Genomic DNA, 13,591 nt, shown 5'->3' on the forward strand with positions numbered 1-13,591 from the left:
GACGATCTGAAATATTTCGAGGACCTGGTGGTCGGCACCAAAGCGAGTTTCGGTCGCTATGAAGTGACGCGCGAAGAGGTTGTCGAGTTCGCGTCCAAATACGACCCCCAGCCTTTCCATCTGTCCGACGAAGCAGCGGCGCAGACCCATTTCGGGCGATTGTCGGCGAGCGGTTGGCACACCGCGGCGATGGCGATGCGGATGGCGGTCGAAAATATGAAGGACCAGCGCTCGGCGGGCCTCGGCTCGCCGGGGCTCGACGAATTGCGCTGGTTGAAGCCGGTCTATCCAGGCGACACATTGCGCTGCGAGACCGAATTGCTGGAGAAGCGCGTGTCGCGGAGCCGCCCTGAAATGGGCATCACCAAGGGGCGGACCACGGTCTTCAACCAGCATGACCAGGCGGTCATGACCTACATCGCCAACGGGCTGATCCGGACGCGACCGGCGGAGAAGTAGATCAGCCGAGGTGTTCCGATCTGACCGGAGCGGACAGGTTTAGCGACGCCGCGCCCCGCCCGGTCCCGTCACCCCGGACGTGTTCCGGGGTCCAACGGGCGGCAACGGAAAGGTCGGAAGATTATAGGGATTCCGGCGCTGCTGGTTGGATGCCGGAACACGTCCGGCATCACGATCCGCATTTGAATTAACGCCTTTTAGTGCGGACGCCGACCGCCGTCATTGCCGCGGCGACCGCCATTGCCACGCCAATTGCCGCCCCCGTTGCCGCGCCAGCGATAGCCGTCGTTGCCGCCGGCCCGCGGGCCGCGCTGAAAACCACGCCATTCCTCGCCGCGATTGGAGCCGCGCCATTGGCTGCCGCGATGCTGCCAATAATATTGCTGGCTGCGGGTCCAGCGATGCGGACGGCGATACCGGTCGTACACGTAATAGCCGCTGCCCGGATAATAATAGCCGTTATACCAGCCATAATAGGGCACGCCGTACCCGCCGTCATAGAAATCGCTGTAATAGTCGCCGTAATAGCCCGGCGACCCATAGCCGACGCTCACGCTGCTATAGCCGTATCCGTCATCGACGCAGCCGCCCAGCGAGAGCAGCGACGCCGCACCCAACATCATGATGCCGATCTTCATTTGAACCGCCTCCATACATCGGAGCCGCGGCAGAAAACGCGCCGCTGCCACTAGAGGGATAAAACGATTCGGAGGCGAAATCAGTTCCTGAAGGACCGTTTCAGGCCAATTCGGCGGTCAACGCCCTTCGAAGGCGAACAGTGACGTCACCTTCACGCCGTCGCCTTCCAATGCGGCGGCGCCGCCGAGATCGGGCAGGTCGATGACGAATTGCACCTGATCGACCACCCCACCGGCCTTGCGCAACAAGCGGATAGCGGCGCGCGCTGTGCCGCCAGTGGCGATCAGATCGTCGACCAGCAGCACGCGCTGGCCAGGCACCAGCGCGTCTTCATGCATGGCGATGCGATCGGTGCCGTATTCAAGCGCATAATCCTCCGCGATCGTCACGCCGGGCAGCTTGCCGTCCTTACGGATCAGCAGCACGCCGGCGTTGAGTGGCACGGCGAGCGCGGCGGCGAACAGGAATCCCCGCGCCTCGATCCCGGCAACCAGATCGACCGGGCCGTCGACCGCCGCGGCCATGCGCCTGATGGTTTCGGCCAGCCCCTGCGCATCGAGCAGCAGGGTGGTGATGTCGCGAAACATGATCCCGGGCTTGGGAAAGTCCGGAATCGTACGGATCAATGCCTTGAGGTCATCATTGGCGTGGGTCATCGCAAACTCCGCCCCGATGGATGACGAGTGAAAAGGCGCGGCCGCTGGCCGCGCCCGATCAATGCTTCACGTCGCGCCAGACGTTCCGGTACGCACCGAATGCCAGCAGGCTCGAGGCCAGCAGGAAGATCACTGCCATGAAGCCATATTGGTGCCGCGTCTCCAGATTGGGATCGGCGGTCCAAGTCAGGAAGGCGGCCACGTCGCGCGCCATATTGTCGACCGTCGGCTTGGTGCCGTCGGAATATTGCACCTGACCTTCCGAGCGGAGCGGCGGCGGCATCGCGATGTTGAGGTTCGCGAAATACGGATTGAAGTGCAGCCCGTTGGGCGTCTTGGCCTCCGGGAATTCCTTCAACAGCGCCGCCGGCTGATCCTGATAACCGGTCAGCAGCGAATAGACATAGTCGGCACCGCCATGGCGGGCGCGCGTCATGTAGCTGAGATCGGGCGGGATCGCGTTGTTGTTGGCGGCCCGCGCCGCGATGTCGTTGGCGAACGCCAGCGGGAAATGGTCGGCAGGCACGCCCTTGCGAGTCGCGGCCTCACCGGTGTCCGGATTGACCGACGGAATGTTGTCGAAACCGGCAGCAATCGCCTTCACTTGGCCTTCGCTATAGCCGAGCCCGGCGAGGTCGCGGAATGCGACATATTTGAGCGAGTGGCACGCCGAGCAGACTTCCTTGTAGACTTGGAAGCCGCGCTGCAGCTGCTGCTTGTCGAACTTGCCGAACACGCCGGCCGAGCTCAACCCAGCATCGCGCGGATGCTTGTGGAACTCGGTCTCGGCCGATTTCGGCGCGCCCGTCCAGATTTTGGGCGTGCTGTCGGACACGACGCCCGACACGGTGATGACCAGTGCGATCGCGAGCACGCCCGCAAACGCCAACCCGACCAAAGCTGCAATCCAGCGAACCATTTCTCGTATATCCCCTATAGCTCGCTCAGTGCGCCAGCGCGGTTTCGGCCGGGCTCGTCCCGCCCTTGCCCGCCAGCACCGCCTCGGTGATCGAATTCGGCAACGCCACCGGCCGCTCCGTCCGCGCGATCCACGGCAGGATCACAAGGAAGTGCAGGAAGTAGTAAGCCGAGCAGACCTGTGCGACGATCACGTAGAGCGGATCGGCGGGCGAACCGCCGCAATAGCCCAGGATCAGCACGTCGAGGACGAGCACCCAGAAAGCGATCCGCGCCTTGGGCCGGTAGTTGTTCGAGCGGATCGGCGATGAGTCGAGCCACGGCAGGAAGAACAGCAGCAGGATCGACCCGAACATCGCGAGCACGCCCCACAGCTTGGCCGGCAGGATGAAGTCCGAAGTGAACGAGCGCAGAATCGCGTAGAACGGCCAGAAATACCATTCGGGGACGATGTGCGCCGGCGTCTGCAACGGATTCGCCGCGATGTAATTGTCCGGATGGCCCAGCATGTCCGGGAAGAAGAAGATCAACGCTGCGAACAGCAGCAGGAAGATGCCCAGTCCGAAGCCGTCCTTCGCCGTATAATAAGGATGGAACGGCACCGTGTCCTGCTCACCCTTGACGTCGACACCGGTCGGGTTGCCCGACCCCGGAATGTGCAGCGCCCAGATGTGGAGGATGATGACCGCCGCGATCACGAACGGCAGGAGGTAATGGAGCGAGAAGAAGCGGTTGAGCGCGGCATCGTCCGGCGCGTAGCCGCCGAGCAGCCATACGCGGATCGTCTCGCCGATCCCGGGGATCGCGGAAAAGAAGCCGGTGATGACCTGTGCGCCCCAGAAGCTCATCTGGCCCCAGGGAAGCACGTACCCCATGAACGCGGTCGCCATCATCAGCAGGAAGATGACCACGCCGAGCAGCCACACCATCTCGCGCGGCGCCTTGTACGATCCGTAATAGAGACCGCGGAAGATGTGCGTGTAGACGACGATGAAGAACATCGACGCGCCGTTGGCGTGCGCATAGCGCAGGAACCAGCCGGCATTGACGTCGCGCATGATCGTGCCGTTGATCGACGAGAAAGCCGTCGCGGCGTCGGAGTGATAATGCATCGCCAGCACGATGCCGGTGACGATCTGGATCGCCAGCGCGGCGCCGGCGAGCACGCCGAAATTCCAGAAATAATTGAGGTTGCGCGGCACCGGATAGCCCGCGCCCACGGCGTTATATGCCAGGCGCGGCAACGGCAGCTTCTCATCGAGCCAGCGCATGAACGGCTGTTTCGGCTCGTAGTGATTGGCCCAGGGGAAACTCATCTTCTTCTACCCCCCTCAGCCGACCAGAATCGCGGTCGGCGACGTGAACTTGTACGGCGGCACGAAGAGGTTCTTCGGCGCCGGTCCCTGACGGATGCGGCCCGCCGTGTCGTATTGCGACCCGTGGCACGGGCAGAAATATCCGCCGAACTTGCCGCGATTGTCGCCCTCATTGATGCCGAGCGGGATGCAGCCCAGATGGGTGCAGACGCCGAGCGTGATCAGCCAGTTCTCATGCCCCGGCTGGGTCCGCTTCTCGAGCGTTTCGGGATCGCGCAGCTCCGACAGCGGCACCGCATTGGCCTCGGCGACTTCCTTCGGCGTCAGGTTGCGCACGAACAATGGCTGTTTGCGGAACGTCGTGATGACGCCCTGGCCCGGCTGGATCTTCGACAGATCGACCGTGGTGGTCGATTCCGCGAGAACGTCGGCCGACGGGCTCATCTGGTTGACCAGCGGAAAGAGCACCGCGACAGCGCCCGCGGTGGCGGGAAACGCCACGGCGGCAATATTCAAAAAGTCGCGGCGGCGCGGATCGTTGGGCGACTCACCCTGCGGATCGTTGTTGTCGTCGGTCGCCATTCACCTGCCCTTGCACTTCAAATCCGGCGGCGGAACGCTCGGGGAACCAGCCTTTTAGGAGGCCGCGCGCCCGCCAGAACCCTTCCGTCCCCACGGAAGTTGCGCGCCTGATAGACACGGGCATGCCGCTTTGCCAACGGGTTTTTATGCGCATCGCCCTTCACCAGCCCGACATCGCCGGAAACGTCGGCACCATCTTGCGCCTGGCGGCCTGTCTCGGCGTGCCCGTAGATCTGATCGAACCGATGGGATTCGCCTTTTCCGACCGCGCCTTGGCGCGCGCCGGAATGGACTATGCCGCGCAGGCCGAGGTCACGCGCCACGCCGACTGGGGGACATTTGAAGCGCAAGCGGCCGGGCGCATCGTCCTTTTGTCCACCTTGGGCGCAGTGCGGCTCGATGCGGCGGAATTCGAACCGGACGATATCCTGCTGCTGGGATCGGAGAGCGCGGGCGTGCCGCAATCGGTCCATGATCGCGCCGATCTCCGGGTCATGATTCCGATGCGGCCCGGCTTTCGGTCCTTGAACGTTGCGATTTCCGCCGCCATCGCGGTCGGCGAAGCGTTACGACAGACGAAGGGATGGCCCGAATGAAGGAGCTGGACGTCGAACAGGCGACCGCGAGACAGTGGTTCGAGCAGCTCCGCGACCTGATCTGCGCCGAATTCGAATCGATCGAGCGCGAGGCCGGGTCCGATGCGCGGTTCGACTATACGCCCTGGGACCGCGTCGATCCGTCGGGCGCGGATGGTGGCGGCGGCGTGCGCGGCGTGATGAAGGGAAAGGTGTTCGAGAAAGTCGGCGTCAACGTCTCGACCGTAGGCGGCGCGTTCGAGGGCGAGTTCGGCAAGACGATCCACGGCGCGGCCGAGGACCCCACCTTCTTCGCGACCGGAATCAGCCTGGTCGCGCACATGGCCAATCCGCACGTTCCCGCCGTCCATATGAACACGCGCTTCCTGGTGACCACCAAGCGTTGGTTCGGCGGCGGCGCCGACCTCAACCCGCCATTGCCCGTGGCGGCGGACACCGCGGACTTCCACGCAACGCTCAAGGCCGCGTGCGATCGCCACGATCCCGGCCATTATCCGCGCTTCAAGCAATGGGCCGACGATTATTTCTATATCCCGCATCGCAAGGTGCATCGAGGCGTCGGCGGAATCTTCTACGATCATCTCGAAGGCGATTTCGCCACCAATTTCGCCTTCACCCAGGATGTCGGCCGCGCGTTCCTGGACGCTTTTCCGCGGATCGTGCGGCGACGGATGGGCGACGCGTTTACCGACGCCGACATGGCCGCGATGCGCGAGTGGCGCGGCCGCTACGCCGAATTCAACCTGGTCTATGACCGCGGAACGTTGTTCGGCCTCAAGACCGGCGGCAATATCGACGCGATCCTGATGAGCCTGCCGCCAATCGCTACCTGGTCCTGAGTCGACGGTATGCGGCGACCTGAACCAGCGCCATGGCGATACCGCCCAGGCCGGTGATCGCCGCGGCGATCGCGTCGACTAGCGAGCGCGCGATCGGATTCGGCGCGTGCGCCACCATCCAGGCGTCGATCTGCTCGAATGGCCAGGTCGCGATCGTCATCGCCAGGATCACGGTCATCACCGAAGCAGCGAGCGCAAGCGTGTTGCCGCGGGTCAAATGCAGGCTGCGGGTGATCGCCCGCAAGGCACCGACGGGCGCTTCCGCCAGCAGAGTCGGCGCCAGCGCGATCGTGCGCGCCAACACCCAGAAGACGATCACGAAAAACGCCGCCATCAGCAACGGCAATGCCTGGGCCAGCACCAGGGCAGCCGCGATCGGTACGGCAATGATCAAGCCGGCGAGCAGCAATAGCGGGTAACGTCGCGCCGCCGCCATCAGCGCCTTGCCCGCCGGCGGGTGATCACCCGCCAGGTACAAGGCGACGATCGCGAACTGGCCGAACAAAACGACGGCCTGCGCGGCGATCTGCCAGCCGCCGTAATTGAGCATCCACTGCGTGAGACCTTGTTCATAGGCCGTCATCGTGACCGAACCCGGCACGGCTTCGCCTGCCGCAGGCGGCGTCGGCATGTCGGGGATGAACATCGCCATCGCCAGCGCAGGCAGGAAGACGAACAGCCCCGCCACCGCCGTCAGCACATCCCAATCGCGCCGCCACAATCGCCAGGCATCGCGCATCAAAGCAGGAAAAGTGACCTTCACACGACCTCGCGTGCCGACGTCGCCGCCAGATAGACTTTGGCCATGAAGCTCGACTGGACGACATAATAAGCCGTCGTCACCAGCCCGCCGAGGATCGCGACGATGATCGACCCGATGGAGAACGGCCCGGCGCTGGGGTCGAGAAAGCGGAACAGGGTCCCGAACACCGACGTCACCGCGATCGACGCGACGCCGACGACCAGTCCGAACAGCAGCACGACGCCAAGCAGCTTCCAGGCGATTCCCCGGCTGAGCGCGAACGACCGCCGCAACGCGGCGACCACGCCGCCTTCGGCCGCGACCACGGCGACGAGCAAGGTGCTGAACCTGACCGACACGAATACGGCGAGGATCAGCCAGGCGAGCCCGTAAAGACCGATGAACCCGGCCATGGCCGGCGAGATATCGGGTTTCGGGCCAGCGGTCGCGCTGGTCAGGGCGGCAAGGTCGACACCACTTGCGACCAGGGCGAGGACAATCGGCAGGAACAGCAGGACGAGCACGGCGAACAGGATCAATATGGCCAATAGATATCGGAGGAAATGGCGGGTCGCGGCCGATTGCGCCACGCTGCGTCCGGCATCGGGCCGCAGCGCCAGCGCGGCGATGGCGAGCTGGCCCCATAGCATCGGAAGCAGCAAGGCCAGCATGATGGCTTGCCCCAGCCCCGGCGCGACCGCGGCACCGGCGAGCTTGATCGCACCCGATATCGATTGCGGCACGAAGATCGTCAGTAAAGCGATCGGAACCACCGCACCCAGATTATCGCTGAGGAACTCGGTGGTACGATCCCAGACGTTTCCCATATTGACCATATGCGGCCCCCGATTCCCCACCTGCCAGCCCTGTCGCCGGTCCGAGGACGCCTGACTAGGGCGTGTGCTCACGACTGGCAACGCCCTCGCCCAAGCATCTTATGGCAGGCGGCGACTTGCGCCATGTCGGCGCGCAGGAGTAGCCCCGCGCGATGATCCCCGCCGATATCGAATGGCGCGTCTCGACCGAGCAGGTGCCCTATGCCGAAAGCCTGGCCGCGATGGAGGCGCGCGCCGCCGCCGTCGCTGCCGGCGATGCGCGCGAGCTCGTCTGGCTGCTCGAACACCCGCCGGTGTATACCGGCGGCACCAGCGCCGATCCCGCCGAACTGATCGATCCGCGCTTTCCCGTCGTGCAGACCGGACGCGGCGGCCGCTACACCTATCATGGCCCCGGCCAGCGCGTCGGCTATCTAGTGCTGGACCTCAACCGACGCGGACGAGACGTTCGATGCTTCATTCATGAGCTCGAACACTGGCTGATCGCGACGCTGGGCGGTTTTGGGATAGAGGCGCGGACCGAATCGGGACGCGTCGGTATCTGGACCGGACATGGCGCCGAGGAGGCAAAGATCGGCGCGATCGGGGTGCGCGTGAAAAGGTGGGTGACGCTGCATGGCTTCGCGATCAACCTAGATCCTGATCTCGCACATTTTGGCGGAATCGTACCCTGCGGCCTGCCCGACTATGCCGTGACCAGTGCGGCAGCGCTTGGAAAAACCATTTCGTTTGAGGCATTTGACGCCGAATTAGCGCGTCACCTGCCCGACTTTCTCGACGCACTTTCCGCGCACGAAAAGCGGCTTGAGCAACTTCGGATTAGTGTCTAATGTCCCCCTCGATTTGGGTGATAAGGCCGGAAAAGCCGACCAAATCCACTATCTAGGGAGCTTCCAAATGCGTTCTTTCATCTCGAAGGCCGTGATCGGCACCATGATCGCGGGCGCCGCCCTGGCGGTTTCGGCCTGCAGCAAGACCGAAACCACCACCAATGTCACCGACATGAACGTCACTGACGAAACCGCCACCGACAACATGACTGCGGTCGACGGCGGCGCCATGAACAGCACCGACATGATGTCGAACGACACCACGACCACGACGACGACCAACACGACGATGTAATTCGTCTGGTCGTCCGCTTTCGGGCGGATGGTTAGGTATCGAGGGGGCCGTCCGTTCGTCGGGCGGCCCCTTTCGATTCGTACGCATATTCAGCGGAACTAAACACGCGGAAACCTCTTGGGCACGCGGGAAAATCACCGTAGGAAAGTGTCGGCGCAGGGGGCGCGAGAAGGGACGAGGATGACGATCGTGCGTATCATGGCAGGCCTGTCGCTTGCCGCCGGCTTGTTCGCCGGATCACCGGCATCGGCGCAATTTTTCCTGAAATCCTACGATTTCAGCAGTGCTGCAGTAACTGGTGTCGAGCCGGAAATGGGCATGCCCATGCCGGGCGCAACGCCGACGGAGGTCCGCGCCGGACTAGTGTGGAATCTGCGCGCCGCCCTCAACGTCGCGGCACTGCAATGCGATTTCGCACCGATGCTGCTCACGGTCGATAATTACAACGCGATGCTGCACGACCATACGGCTGAGCTCAAAAGCTCGCTGGACACGATCAACGGCTATTTCGTTCGCAGCGCCAAAACCAAGGCCGCCGGCCAGAGCGCGTTCGATCGGTTCAGCACGCGCACCTATTCGGCCTTCGCCACCGTCGCCGCGCAATATGGCTTCTGCCAGACCGCGAGCAAGATCGGTCGCGAAGTGATCTTCGCACCGCGCGGCCAGTTGGGTGACGTCGCCACACGTTATATGGGCGAGCTGCGCAACAGCCTGATCCCCTATGGCGAGCAGCAATTTCCGCGCGCCTTCTACGCGCGCACCTATCTGTTCCTGCCGGACTTCCAGCCCGACTGCTGGCGCAAGGGACGCTATAACGCAGCCTATTGCGGCAGCAGCGCCAAGAAAAAACGGCGCTAAGTTAAAGGCCTCACGTCACACGCTCTAGCGTAAGCCAAGCCGCTTGTGCGCCTGGAGCGTCAGGCGCCAGCGCGGCCGGGCCATGACCAACGCGATGGCTGCGGCCTCGCTCGCGGCATTGCCTTCGGCCGATCCGGTGTCGAGCGGTTGCGCGAGAAGATGGGCGAAATCCCAGGACTCCAGCGCATCGACATCGGTTCCCGGCTGAGGCCAGACCAGTTTCAGTTCGTCGCCCGATCGCTGGACGACCGCACTGCCAGCCTTGGGGCTGATACAGATCCAGTCGATTCCAGGATGCACGGCCAGCGTACCGTTGCTTTCGATCGCGATGGTGAAACCGGCCGCATGCAGCGCATCGACCAGCGCGTCATCGACCTGGAGCATCGGCTCGCCGCCGGTGAGCACGCAGAATCGCTCCTTACGCCCCTCACCCCAGAAGCCTGCTGCCGCCTCGGCCAGCGCAGCGGCGTCGGCGAACCGGCCGCCGCCCTCGCCATCGGTGCCGACGAAATCGGTGTCGCAGAACCGGCAGATCGCGGCCGCCCGGTCCCGTTCGCGCCCCGACCATAGATTGCACCCGGCAAAGCGGACGAACACGGCGCGCCGGCCGGCATTCACGCCCTCTCCCTGGAGCGTGAGGAACATCTCCTTGACCGCGTAGCTCATCGTCAGGCGGCGTAGCGGGTCGGGTCGGGAATGCCGGCTTCCTCGAACCCTTTGGCGCGCAACCGACAACTGTCACACAGACCGCAATGCACTCCCCCTGGCGCCGGGTCGTAGCACGACCAGCTCATCCCGAGATCGAGCCCCAGCCGTGTGCCTTCGCGTACGATATCCGCCTTGCTCATGTGCTGGAGCGGCGCGTGGACACGGAAACGGTCCCCCTCCACGCCCGCTTTTGTCGCCAGTGCCGCCATGTCCTCGAACGCGGCGACGAATTCGGGGCGGCAATCGGGATAGCCCGAATAATCGAGCGCATTGACGCCGATCACCAGGTCACGCGCGCCCGCTGCCTCCGCCCAACCGAGCGACAGGCTGAGGAAGATCGTGTTGCGGGCGGGCACATAGGTGATGGGAATGTCGGCGCCGACGCCTTGCTTGGGAACGTCGATCTCCGCGGTCAGCGCCGAGCCGCCGAACGCGCGAAGATCTAGCGGCAACACGACATGGCGCTCGGCCCCCAAGGTGGTCGCAATGCGCCGCGCGGCCGCCAGTTCGACCTGATGACGCTGGTTATAATCGATCGAAAGCGCGAGCAGGCGGTAGCCCGCTGCCTTCATCGAGGCCGCAGCAACCATTGAATCGAGGCCGCCCGAGATCAGCGCGACCGCCAAAGGCGATGTATTTTCCATGATCGGGCGGCAGCTAGGAGGTTAGGCTCCGTCTCGCAAGCACGAGACGAAATACACACCAAAAGAAGAGGGCCGCCTCGCGGCGGCCCAGTCTGGACGCTTCCAGCGTCTTTCAGGGAGGAAAGCGTGCCCGAAGAGCACCCTTTTCCTATACGCCATGGACCCTAAACGCGGGCTTAACGGACTGCAGAGGGCGCACAAGCGCCTGTACGCCGCCCCTCATACACCATGTCGAACGGTTGCCCTGCGGGATCGATGCCTTGGGTGTCGAGGCGAATCAGAGAGGGATTTTCCAGCGTGATCGTCGTGCGGCCATAGCCGCGGCCCTGACAGGTATAATGGATCGTGACGTGATCGGGCGCATCGTCGATAGTAAAGCGTGTGCATTGCACAGCGGGGTGGAACAACTGGACCATCTGCAAGGGGTTGTGCACGCACATCAGACGCGGCGTGTCGGCCCTGCCGATCTCGTGCAATTGCCATTGCCCGAGCGCTAGCCGGTCGAGCACGATCGGGCCCGCCGCTACCGCCACACCGGCGCCCAGCCCCGCCAGAGCCGCAAACGCGGCCAAGATGATCGTCCCCTTCCCCATGCCCACTCCTGTGCCATTCAAATGTGGCGATGGACGGGCAGTGTTACAACTATAGGGCGGCGGATTCCGCCGGAACCGGAAACGACTTCGCACAGAATGCGCAATCGACATGAATCATGCCGTGCTCGTCGGCCATCTCGCGCCGATCCTCGTTCGTGAATTTCGCAAGCACGCCCGCGATATATGCGGCATCGCACCGGCATCCCTTACGGAAATCGGAACGCGTCTGTACGCGCACTTCCTCTTCTTCGTTGAACAGGCGCCAGATCAGGGTCTCCAGCGGGATCGCAGCATCGGTGAGTTCGTCGGCCCCCATCGTCCGCCCGAGGATCGCGACATGCTCCCACTCGGGATGGTCGTGGCGCACATGCAGCCGCTCGCGCCCGATCTCGCCTTCGGGCAAATGCTGGAGCAATAGCCCGCCGGCGACGTGATGGCCGGCAGGATCGCGCGTCACGCCGAAATTGATCAGCGTCGGGATCTGTTCCGATTGAGCGAAATAGCTTTCCGCGGCTTCGGCCAATGTTTCGCCGTCGAGCGGCACGATGCCCTGATAACGTTCGCCGGTTTCCGCCAGATCGAAGGTGATCGCCAGATATCCCTCGCCGAACAAGGCAAACAGAGTCGGCTCTTCGGGTGCCTCGGCCAGACGGTCGGCATCGAACTGGACGTAGCCGCGCAAGTCGCCGCCGCGATAATCGCACACCAACAGCTTCACCACGCCGGCTTGCGTCTGCGCTTGGATGGTAAGTTGCCCCGATGGATCCTTGAGCGTCGAGCCGATCAGCGCGGTCAGCGTAAGCGCCTCTGCGAGCAACCGTTCGATCGCGGGCGGATAGGCATGCGCAGCAAGGATTTCGTCGAGCACCGGTCCCAGGCGCACCAACCGGCCGCGCGCATGGCGAGCGGGAATGGTAAAGCCGATCGTCTGGTCGAGCTCGATGTGGTCGGTCACTGCACTACTCCGTCATGCCAGCGAAAGCTGGCACCTCTTGCCGCAACGGGCGCATCCGGTTGCTTGAGATCCCCGGCTCTCACCGGGACGACGTAGATGGGGGCATCGCCCGCCGCGATCAACCGATCTGCCCGAAGCACCAACGCAGGATCGCTTTCTGGGCGTGCAGCCGGTTCTCCGCTTCGGCCCAGATCAGCGATTGCGGCCCATCAATCACCTCGGCGGTGACTTCCTCGCCGCGATGCGCCGGCAGGCAATGGAGGAACTTCGCACCCGGCTTGGCGCCCGCCATCAGCTCGCTCGTCACCTGGAACGGCATCATCGCGGCAAGCTTGGTTTCGGCGTGCTGCTGACCCATCGAAATCCAGGTATCGGTAACGACGATGTCGGCGCCCTCTACCGCCTCTCGCGCGTTGCCGACTATCGTCGCCCGCCCCTGAGCCAGCGCGACGTCATCGTCGGTCGGCTGAAAGCCCTGCGGACAAGCAGCGACTAGGTCGAACTGCATCAACCCAGCGGCCTCCATCATCGACGTCAGCACGTTGTTGCCGTCGCCCAGCCAGGCGACCTTGAGCCCCGGCAGCGCATAGCCCGCCTCGATCACCGTCTGCAGGTCGGCGACGATCTGGCACGGATGCGAATAATCGGTCAGGCCGTTGATCACCGGCACGCTGGCATGCGCCGCGAGTTGTTCGACCTTGGCGTGATCGTCGGTGCGGATCATGATCGCGTCGACATAGCCCGACAGGACGTGCGCGGTGTCGGCCACCGTCTCGCCGCGACCAAGCTGCATCTGGCCGGCATCCATCACGATGCTCGTTCCGCCGAGCTGACGGATCGCCATATCGAAGCTGACCCGTGTACGGGTCGAGTTCTTTTCGAACACCATGGCCAGCACATGCCCGGCGAGCGGAGCGTCGGCATCCACCTTGCCCTTGGGCCAGCCCGCGCGCGCGGCCTTGCGATCGAGCGCATCGGCGAGGATCGCCGCGACGCCGTCCGGACCGGCATCGGCGAGATTCAGGAAGTGGCGGGTCATAATTCCTCCCCATTGAAAATGGGGAGGGGGACCATCGCGCAGCGATGGTGGAGGGGAAATGTCCCGTCCTCGCCGCTGTGCGGCTG

The 13,591-nt window shown here is 63.9% G+C and carries 18 protein-coding genes; 6 read left to right on the forward strand and 12 right to left on the reverse strand.

Annotated elements, in window-relative coordinates:
* Window positions 1-6: 6 nt before the first annotated feature.
* On the forward strand, window positions 7-459 hold the full coding sequence (locus tag SPR01S_RS15825) for a MaoC family dehydratase (protein ID WP_066591119.1): 453 nt from the start codon (window positions 7-9) through the stop codon (window positions 457-459).
* A 197-nt stretch (window positions 460-656) separates the two neighbouring features.
* Here SPR01S_RS15825 and SPR01S_RS15830 read toward each other — a convergent pair whose 3' ends face one another.
* From SPR01S_RS15830 to petA, 5 genes are all read right to left on the reverse strand, one after another.
* Entirely contained in the window at window positions 657-1,097 is a 441-nt protein-coding gene (locus tag SPR01S_RS15830; protein ID WP_084251240.1) for a hypothetical protein, read from the reverse strand.
* 117 nt (window positions 1,098-1,214) lie between these two features.
* Window positions 1,215-1,754, reverse strand: coding sequence for an adenine phosphoribosyltransferase (locus SPR01S_RS15835; protein ID WP_066591082.1), 540 nt, complete (start codon window positions 1,752-1,754; stop codon window positions 1,215-1,217).
* A 58-nt stretch (window positions 1,755-1,812) separates the two neighbouring features.
* Window positions 1,813-2,673 carry a cytochrome c1 gene (locus SPR01S_RS15840; protein WP_066591083.1) on the reverse strand — a complete coding sequence of 287 codons (861 nt, stop codon included), beginning with the start codon at window positions 2,671-2,673 and terminating at the stop codon, window positions 1,813-1,815.
* A gap of 25 nt (window positions 2,674-2,698) precedes the next feature.
* A complete protein-coding gene (locus SPR01S_RS15845) occupies window positions 2,699-3,988 on the reverse strand; it encodes a cytochrome b (protein WP_066591084.1) in 1,290 nt (429 codons plus the stop codon).
* Between the two features lie 15 nt (window positions 3,989-4,003).
* Window positions 4,004-4,570: a ubiquinol-cytochrome c reductase iron-sulfur subunit gene (gene petA, locus SPR01S_RS15850; protein ID WP_066591085.1), complete on the reverse strand. Its 567-nt coding sequence runs from the start codon at window positions 4,568-4,570 to the stop codon at window positions 4,004-4,006.
* Window positions 4,571-4,716: 146 nt separating this feature from the next.
* On the opposite strand from petA, the gene SPR01S_RS15855 reads away from it, so the two are divergent.
* On the forward strand, window positions 4,717-5,166 hold the full coding sequence (locus SPR01S_RS15855; protein WP_066591087.1) for a tRNA (cytidine(34)-2'-O)-methyltransferase: 450 nt from the start codon (window positions 4,717-4,719) through the stop codon (window positions 5,164-5,166).
* Window positions 5,163-6,005: an oxygen-dependent coproporphyrinogen oxidase gene (gene hemF, locus SPR01S_RS15860; protein WP_066591120.1), complete on the forward strand. Its 843-nt coding sequence runs from the start codon at window positions 5,163-5,165 to the stop codon at window positions 6,003-6,005. Before SPR01S_RS15855 ends, hemF begins: the two co-directional genes overlap by 4 nt.
* On the opposite strand, the gene SPR01S_RS15865 is transcribed toward hemF, so the two are convergent.
* Both SPR01S_RS15865 and SPR01S_RS15870 read right to left on the reverse strand, forming a co-directional pair.
* The gene (locus SPR01S_RS15865; RefSeq protein ID WP_169803445.1) at window positions 5,992-6,768 is read right to left on the reverse strand and encodes a hypothetical protein; all 777 of its coding nucleotides are present in this window, start codon (window positions 6,766-6,768) and stop codon (window positions 5,992-5,994) included. The two genes, hemF and SPR01S_RS15865, sit on opposite strands and share 14 nt — an antisense overlap.
* A complete protein-coding gene (locus SPR01S_RS15870; RefSeq protein ID WP_066591091.1) occupies window positions 6,765-7,583 on the reverse strand; it encodes a DUF7847 domain-containing protein in 819 nt (272 codons plus the stop codon). Before SPR01S_RS15870 ends, SPR01S_RS15865 begins: the two co-directional genes overlap by 4 nt.
* Window positions 7,584-7,735: 152 nt before the next feature.
* Between SPR01S_RS15870 and lipB the strand changes: the two genes are divergently transcribed.
* The 3 genes from lipB (at window position 7,736) to SPR01S_RS15885 (ending at window position 9,566) form a co-directional block, all read left to right on the forward strand.
* Window positions 7,736-8,413 carry a lipoyl(octanoyl) transferase LipB gene (gene lipB, locus SPR01S_RS15875; RefSeq protein WP_066591093.1) on the forward strand — a complete coding sequence of 226 codons (678 nt, stop codon included), beginning with the start codon at window positions 7,736-7,738 and terminating at the stop codon, window positions 8,411-8,413.
* 67 nt (window positions 8,414-8,480) lie between these two features.
* Entirely contained in the window at window positions 8,481-8,708 is a 228-nt protein-coding gene (locus tag SPR01S_RS15880; RefSeq protein WP_066591095.1) for a hypothetical protein, read from the forward strand.
* A 180-nt stretch (window positions 8,709-8,888) separates the two neighbouring features.
* Entirely contained in the window at window positions 8,889-9,566 is a 678-nt protein-coding gene (locus SPR01S_RS15885) for a hypothetical protein (protein WP_066591102.1), read from the forward strand.
* 24 nt (window positions 9,567-9,590) lie between these two features.
* Here the strand turns inward: SPR01S_RS15885 and queE are convergent, their stop codons facing one another.
* From queE to argF, 5 genes are all read right to left on the reverse strand, one after another.
* Window positions 9,591-10,232 (reverse strand): 7-carboxy-7-deazaguanine synthase, encoded by a 642-nt coding sequence (gene queE, locus SPR01S_RS15890; RefSeq protein WP_066591103.1) that lies wholly within the window; start codon window positions 10,230-10,232, stop codon window positions 9,591-9,593.
* 2 nt (window positions 10,233-10,234) lie between these two features.
* Window positions 10,235-10,918 carry a 7-cyano-7-deazaguanine synthase QueC gene (gene queC / locus SPR01S_RS15895; RefSeq protein ID WP_066591104.1) on the reverse strand — a complete coding sequence of 228 codons (684 nt, stop codon included), beginning with the start codon at window positions 10,916-10,918 and terminating at the stop codon, window positions 10,235-10,237.
* A 176-nt stretch (window positions 10,919-11,094) separates the two neighbouring features.
* Window positions 11,095-11,511, reverse strand: a complete 417-nt coding sequence (locus tag SPR01S_RS15900) for a DUF3617 domain-containing protein (RefSeq protein WP_066591106.1) — start codon at window positions 11,509-11,511, stop codon at window positions 11,095-11,097.
* A gap of 49 nt (window positions 11,512-11,560) precedes the next feature.
* Entirely contained in the window at window positions 11,561-12,466 is a 906-nt protein-coding gene (gene hslO, locus SPR01S_RS15905) for an Hsp33 family molecular chaperone HslO (protein WP_066591110.1), read from the reverse strand.
* Between the two features lie 118 nt (window positions 12,467-12,584).
* Entirely contained in the window at window positions 12,585-13,505 is a 921-nt protein-coding gene (argF, locus tag SPR01S_RS15910) for an ornithine carbamoyltransferase (RefSeq protein WP_066591112.1), read from the reverse strand.
* Between the last annotated feature and the right edge of the window lie 86 nt (window positions 13,506-13,591).

Source organism: Sphingomonas pruni NBRC 15498, from assembly GCF_001598455.1.
GTDB lineage: Bacteria > Pseudomonadota > Alphaproteobacteria > Sphingomonadales > Sphingomonadaceae > Sphingomonas > Sphingomonas pruni.

What these genes read in the sequence shown, in the direction of transcription:
- SPR01S_RS15830 (WP_084251240.1), bottom strand. Translation starts at nt 1,097, where the DNA reads ATGAAGATCGGCATCATGATGTTGGGTGCGGCGTCGCTGCTCTCGCTG.
- SPR01S_RS15835 (WP_066591082.1), bottom strand. Translation starts at nt 1,754, where the DNA reads ATGACCCACGCCAATGATGACCTCAAGGCATTGATCCGTACGATTCCG.
- SPR01S_RS15840 (WP_066591083.1), bottom strand. Translation starts at nt 2,673, where the DNA reads ATGGTTCGCTGGATTGCAGCTTTGGTCGGGTTGGCGTTTGCGGGCGTG.
- SPR01S_RS15845 (WP_066591084.1), bottom strand. Translation starts at nt 3,988, where the DNA reads ATGAGTTTCCCCTGGGCCAATCACTACGAGCCGAAACAGCCGTTCATG.
- petA (WP_066591085.1), bottom strand. Translation starts at nt 4,570, where the DNA reads ATGGCGACCGACGACAACAACGATCCGCAGGGTGAGTCGCCCAACGAT.
- SPR01S_RS15855 (WP_066591087.1), top strand. Translation starts at nt 4,717, where the DNA reads ATGCGCATCGCCCTTCACCAGCCCGACATCGCCGGAAACGTCGGCACC.
- hemF (WP_066591120.1), top strand. Translation starts at nt 5,163, where the DNA reads ATGAAGGAGCTGGACGTCGAACAGGCGACCGCGAGACAGTGGTTCGAG.
- SPR01S_RS15870 (WP_066591091.1), bottom strand. Translation starts at nt 7,583, where the DNA reads ATGGTCAATATGGGAAACGTCTGGGATCGTACCACCGAGTTCCTCAGC.
- lipB (WP_066591093.1), top strand. Translation starts at nt 7,736, where the DNA reads ATGATCCCCGCCGATATCGAATGGCGCGTCTCGACCGAGCAGGTGCCC.
- SPR01S_RS15880 (WP_066591095.1), top strand. Translation starts at nt 8,481, where the DNA reads ATGCGTTCTTTCATCTCGAAGGCCGTGATCGGCACCATGATCGCGGGC.
- SPR01S_RS15885 (WP_066591102.1), top strand. Translation starts at nt 8,889, where the DNA reads ATGACGATCGTGCGTATCATGGCAGGCCTGTCGCTTGCCGCCGGCTTG.
- queE (WP_066591103.1), bottom strand. Translation starts at nt 10,232, where the DNA reads ATGAGCTACGCGGTCAAGGAGATGTTCCTCACGCTCCAGGGAGAGGGC.
- queC (WP_066591104.1), bottom strand. Translation starts at nt 10,918, where the DNA reads ATGGAAAATACATCGCCTTTGGCGGTCGCGCTGATCTCGGGCGGCCTC.
- SPR01S_RS15900 (WP_066591106.1), bottom strand. Translation starts at nt 11,511, where the DNA reads ATGGGGAAGGGGACGATCATCTTGGCCGCGTTTGCGGCTCTGGCGGGG.
- argF (WP_066591112.1), bottom strand. Translation starts at nt 13,505, where the DNA reads ATGACCCGCCACTTCCTGAATCTCGCCGATGCCGGTCCGGACGGCGTC.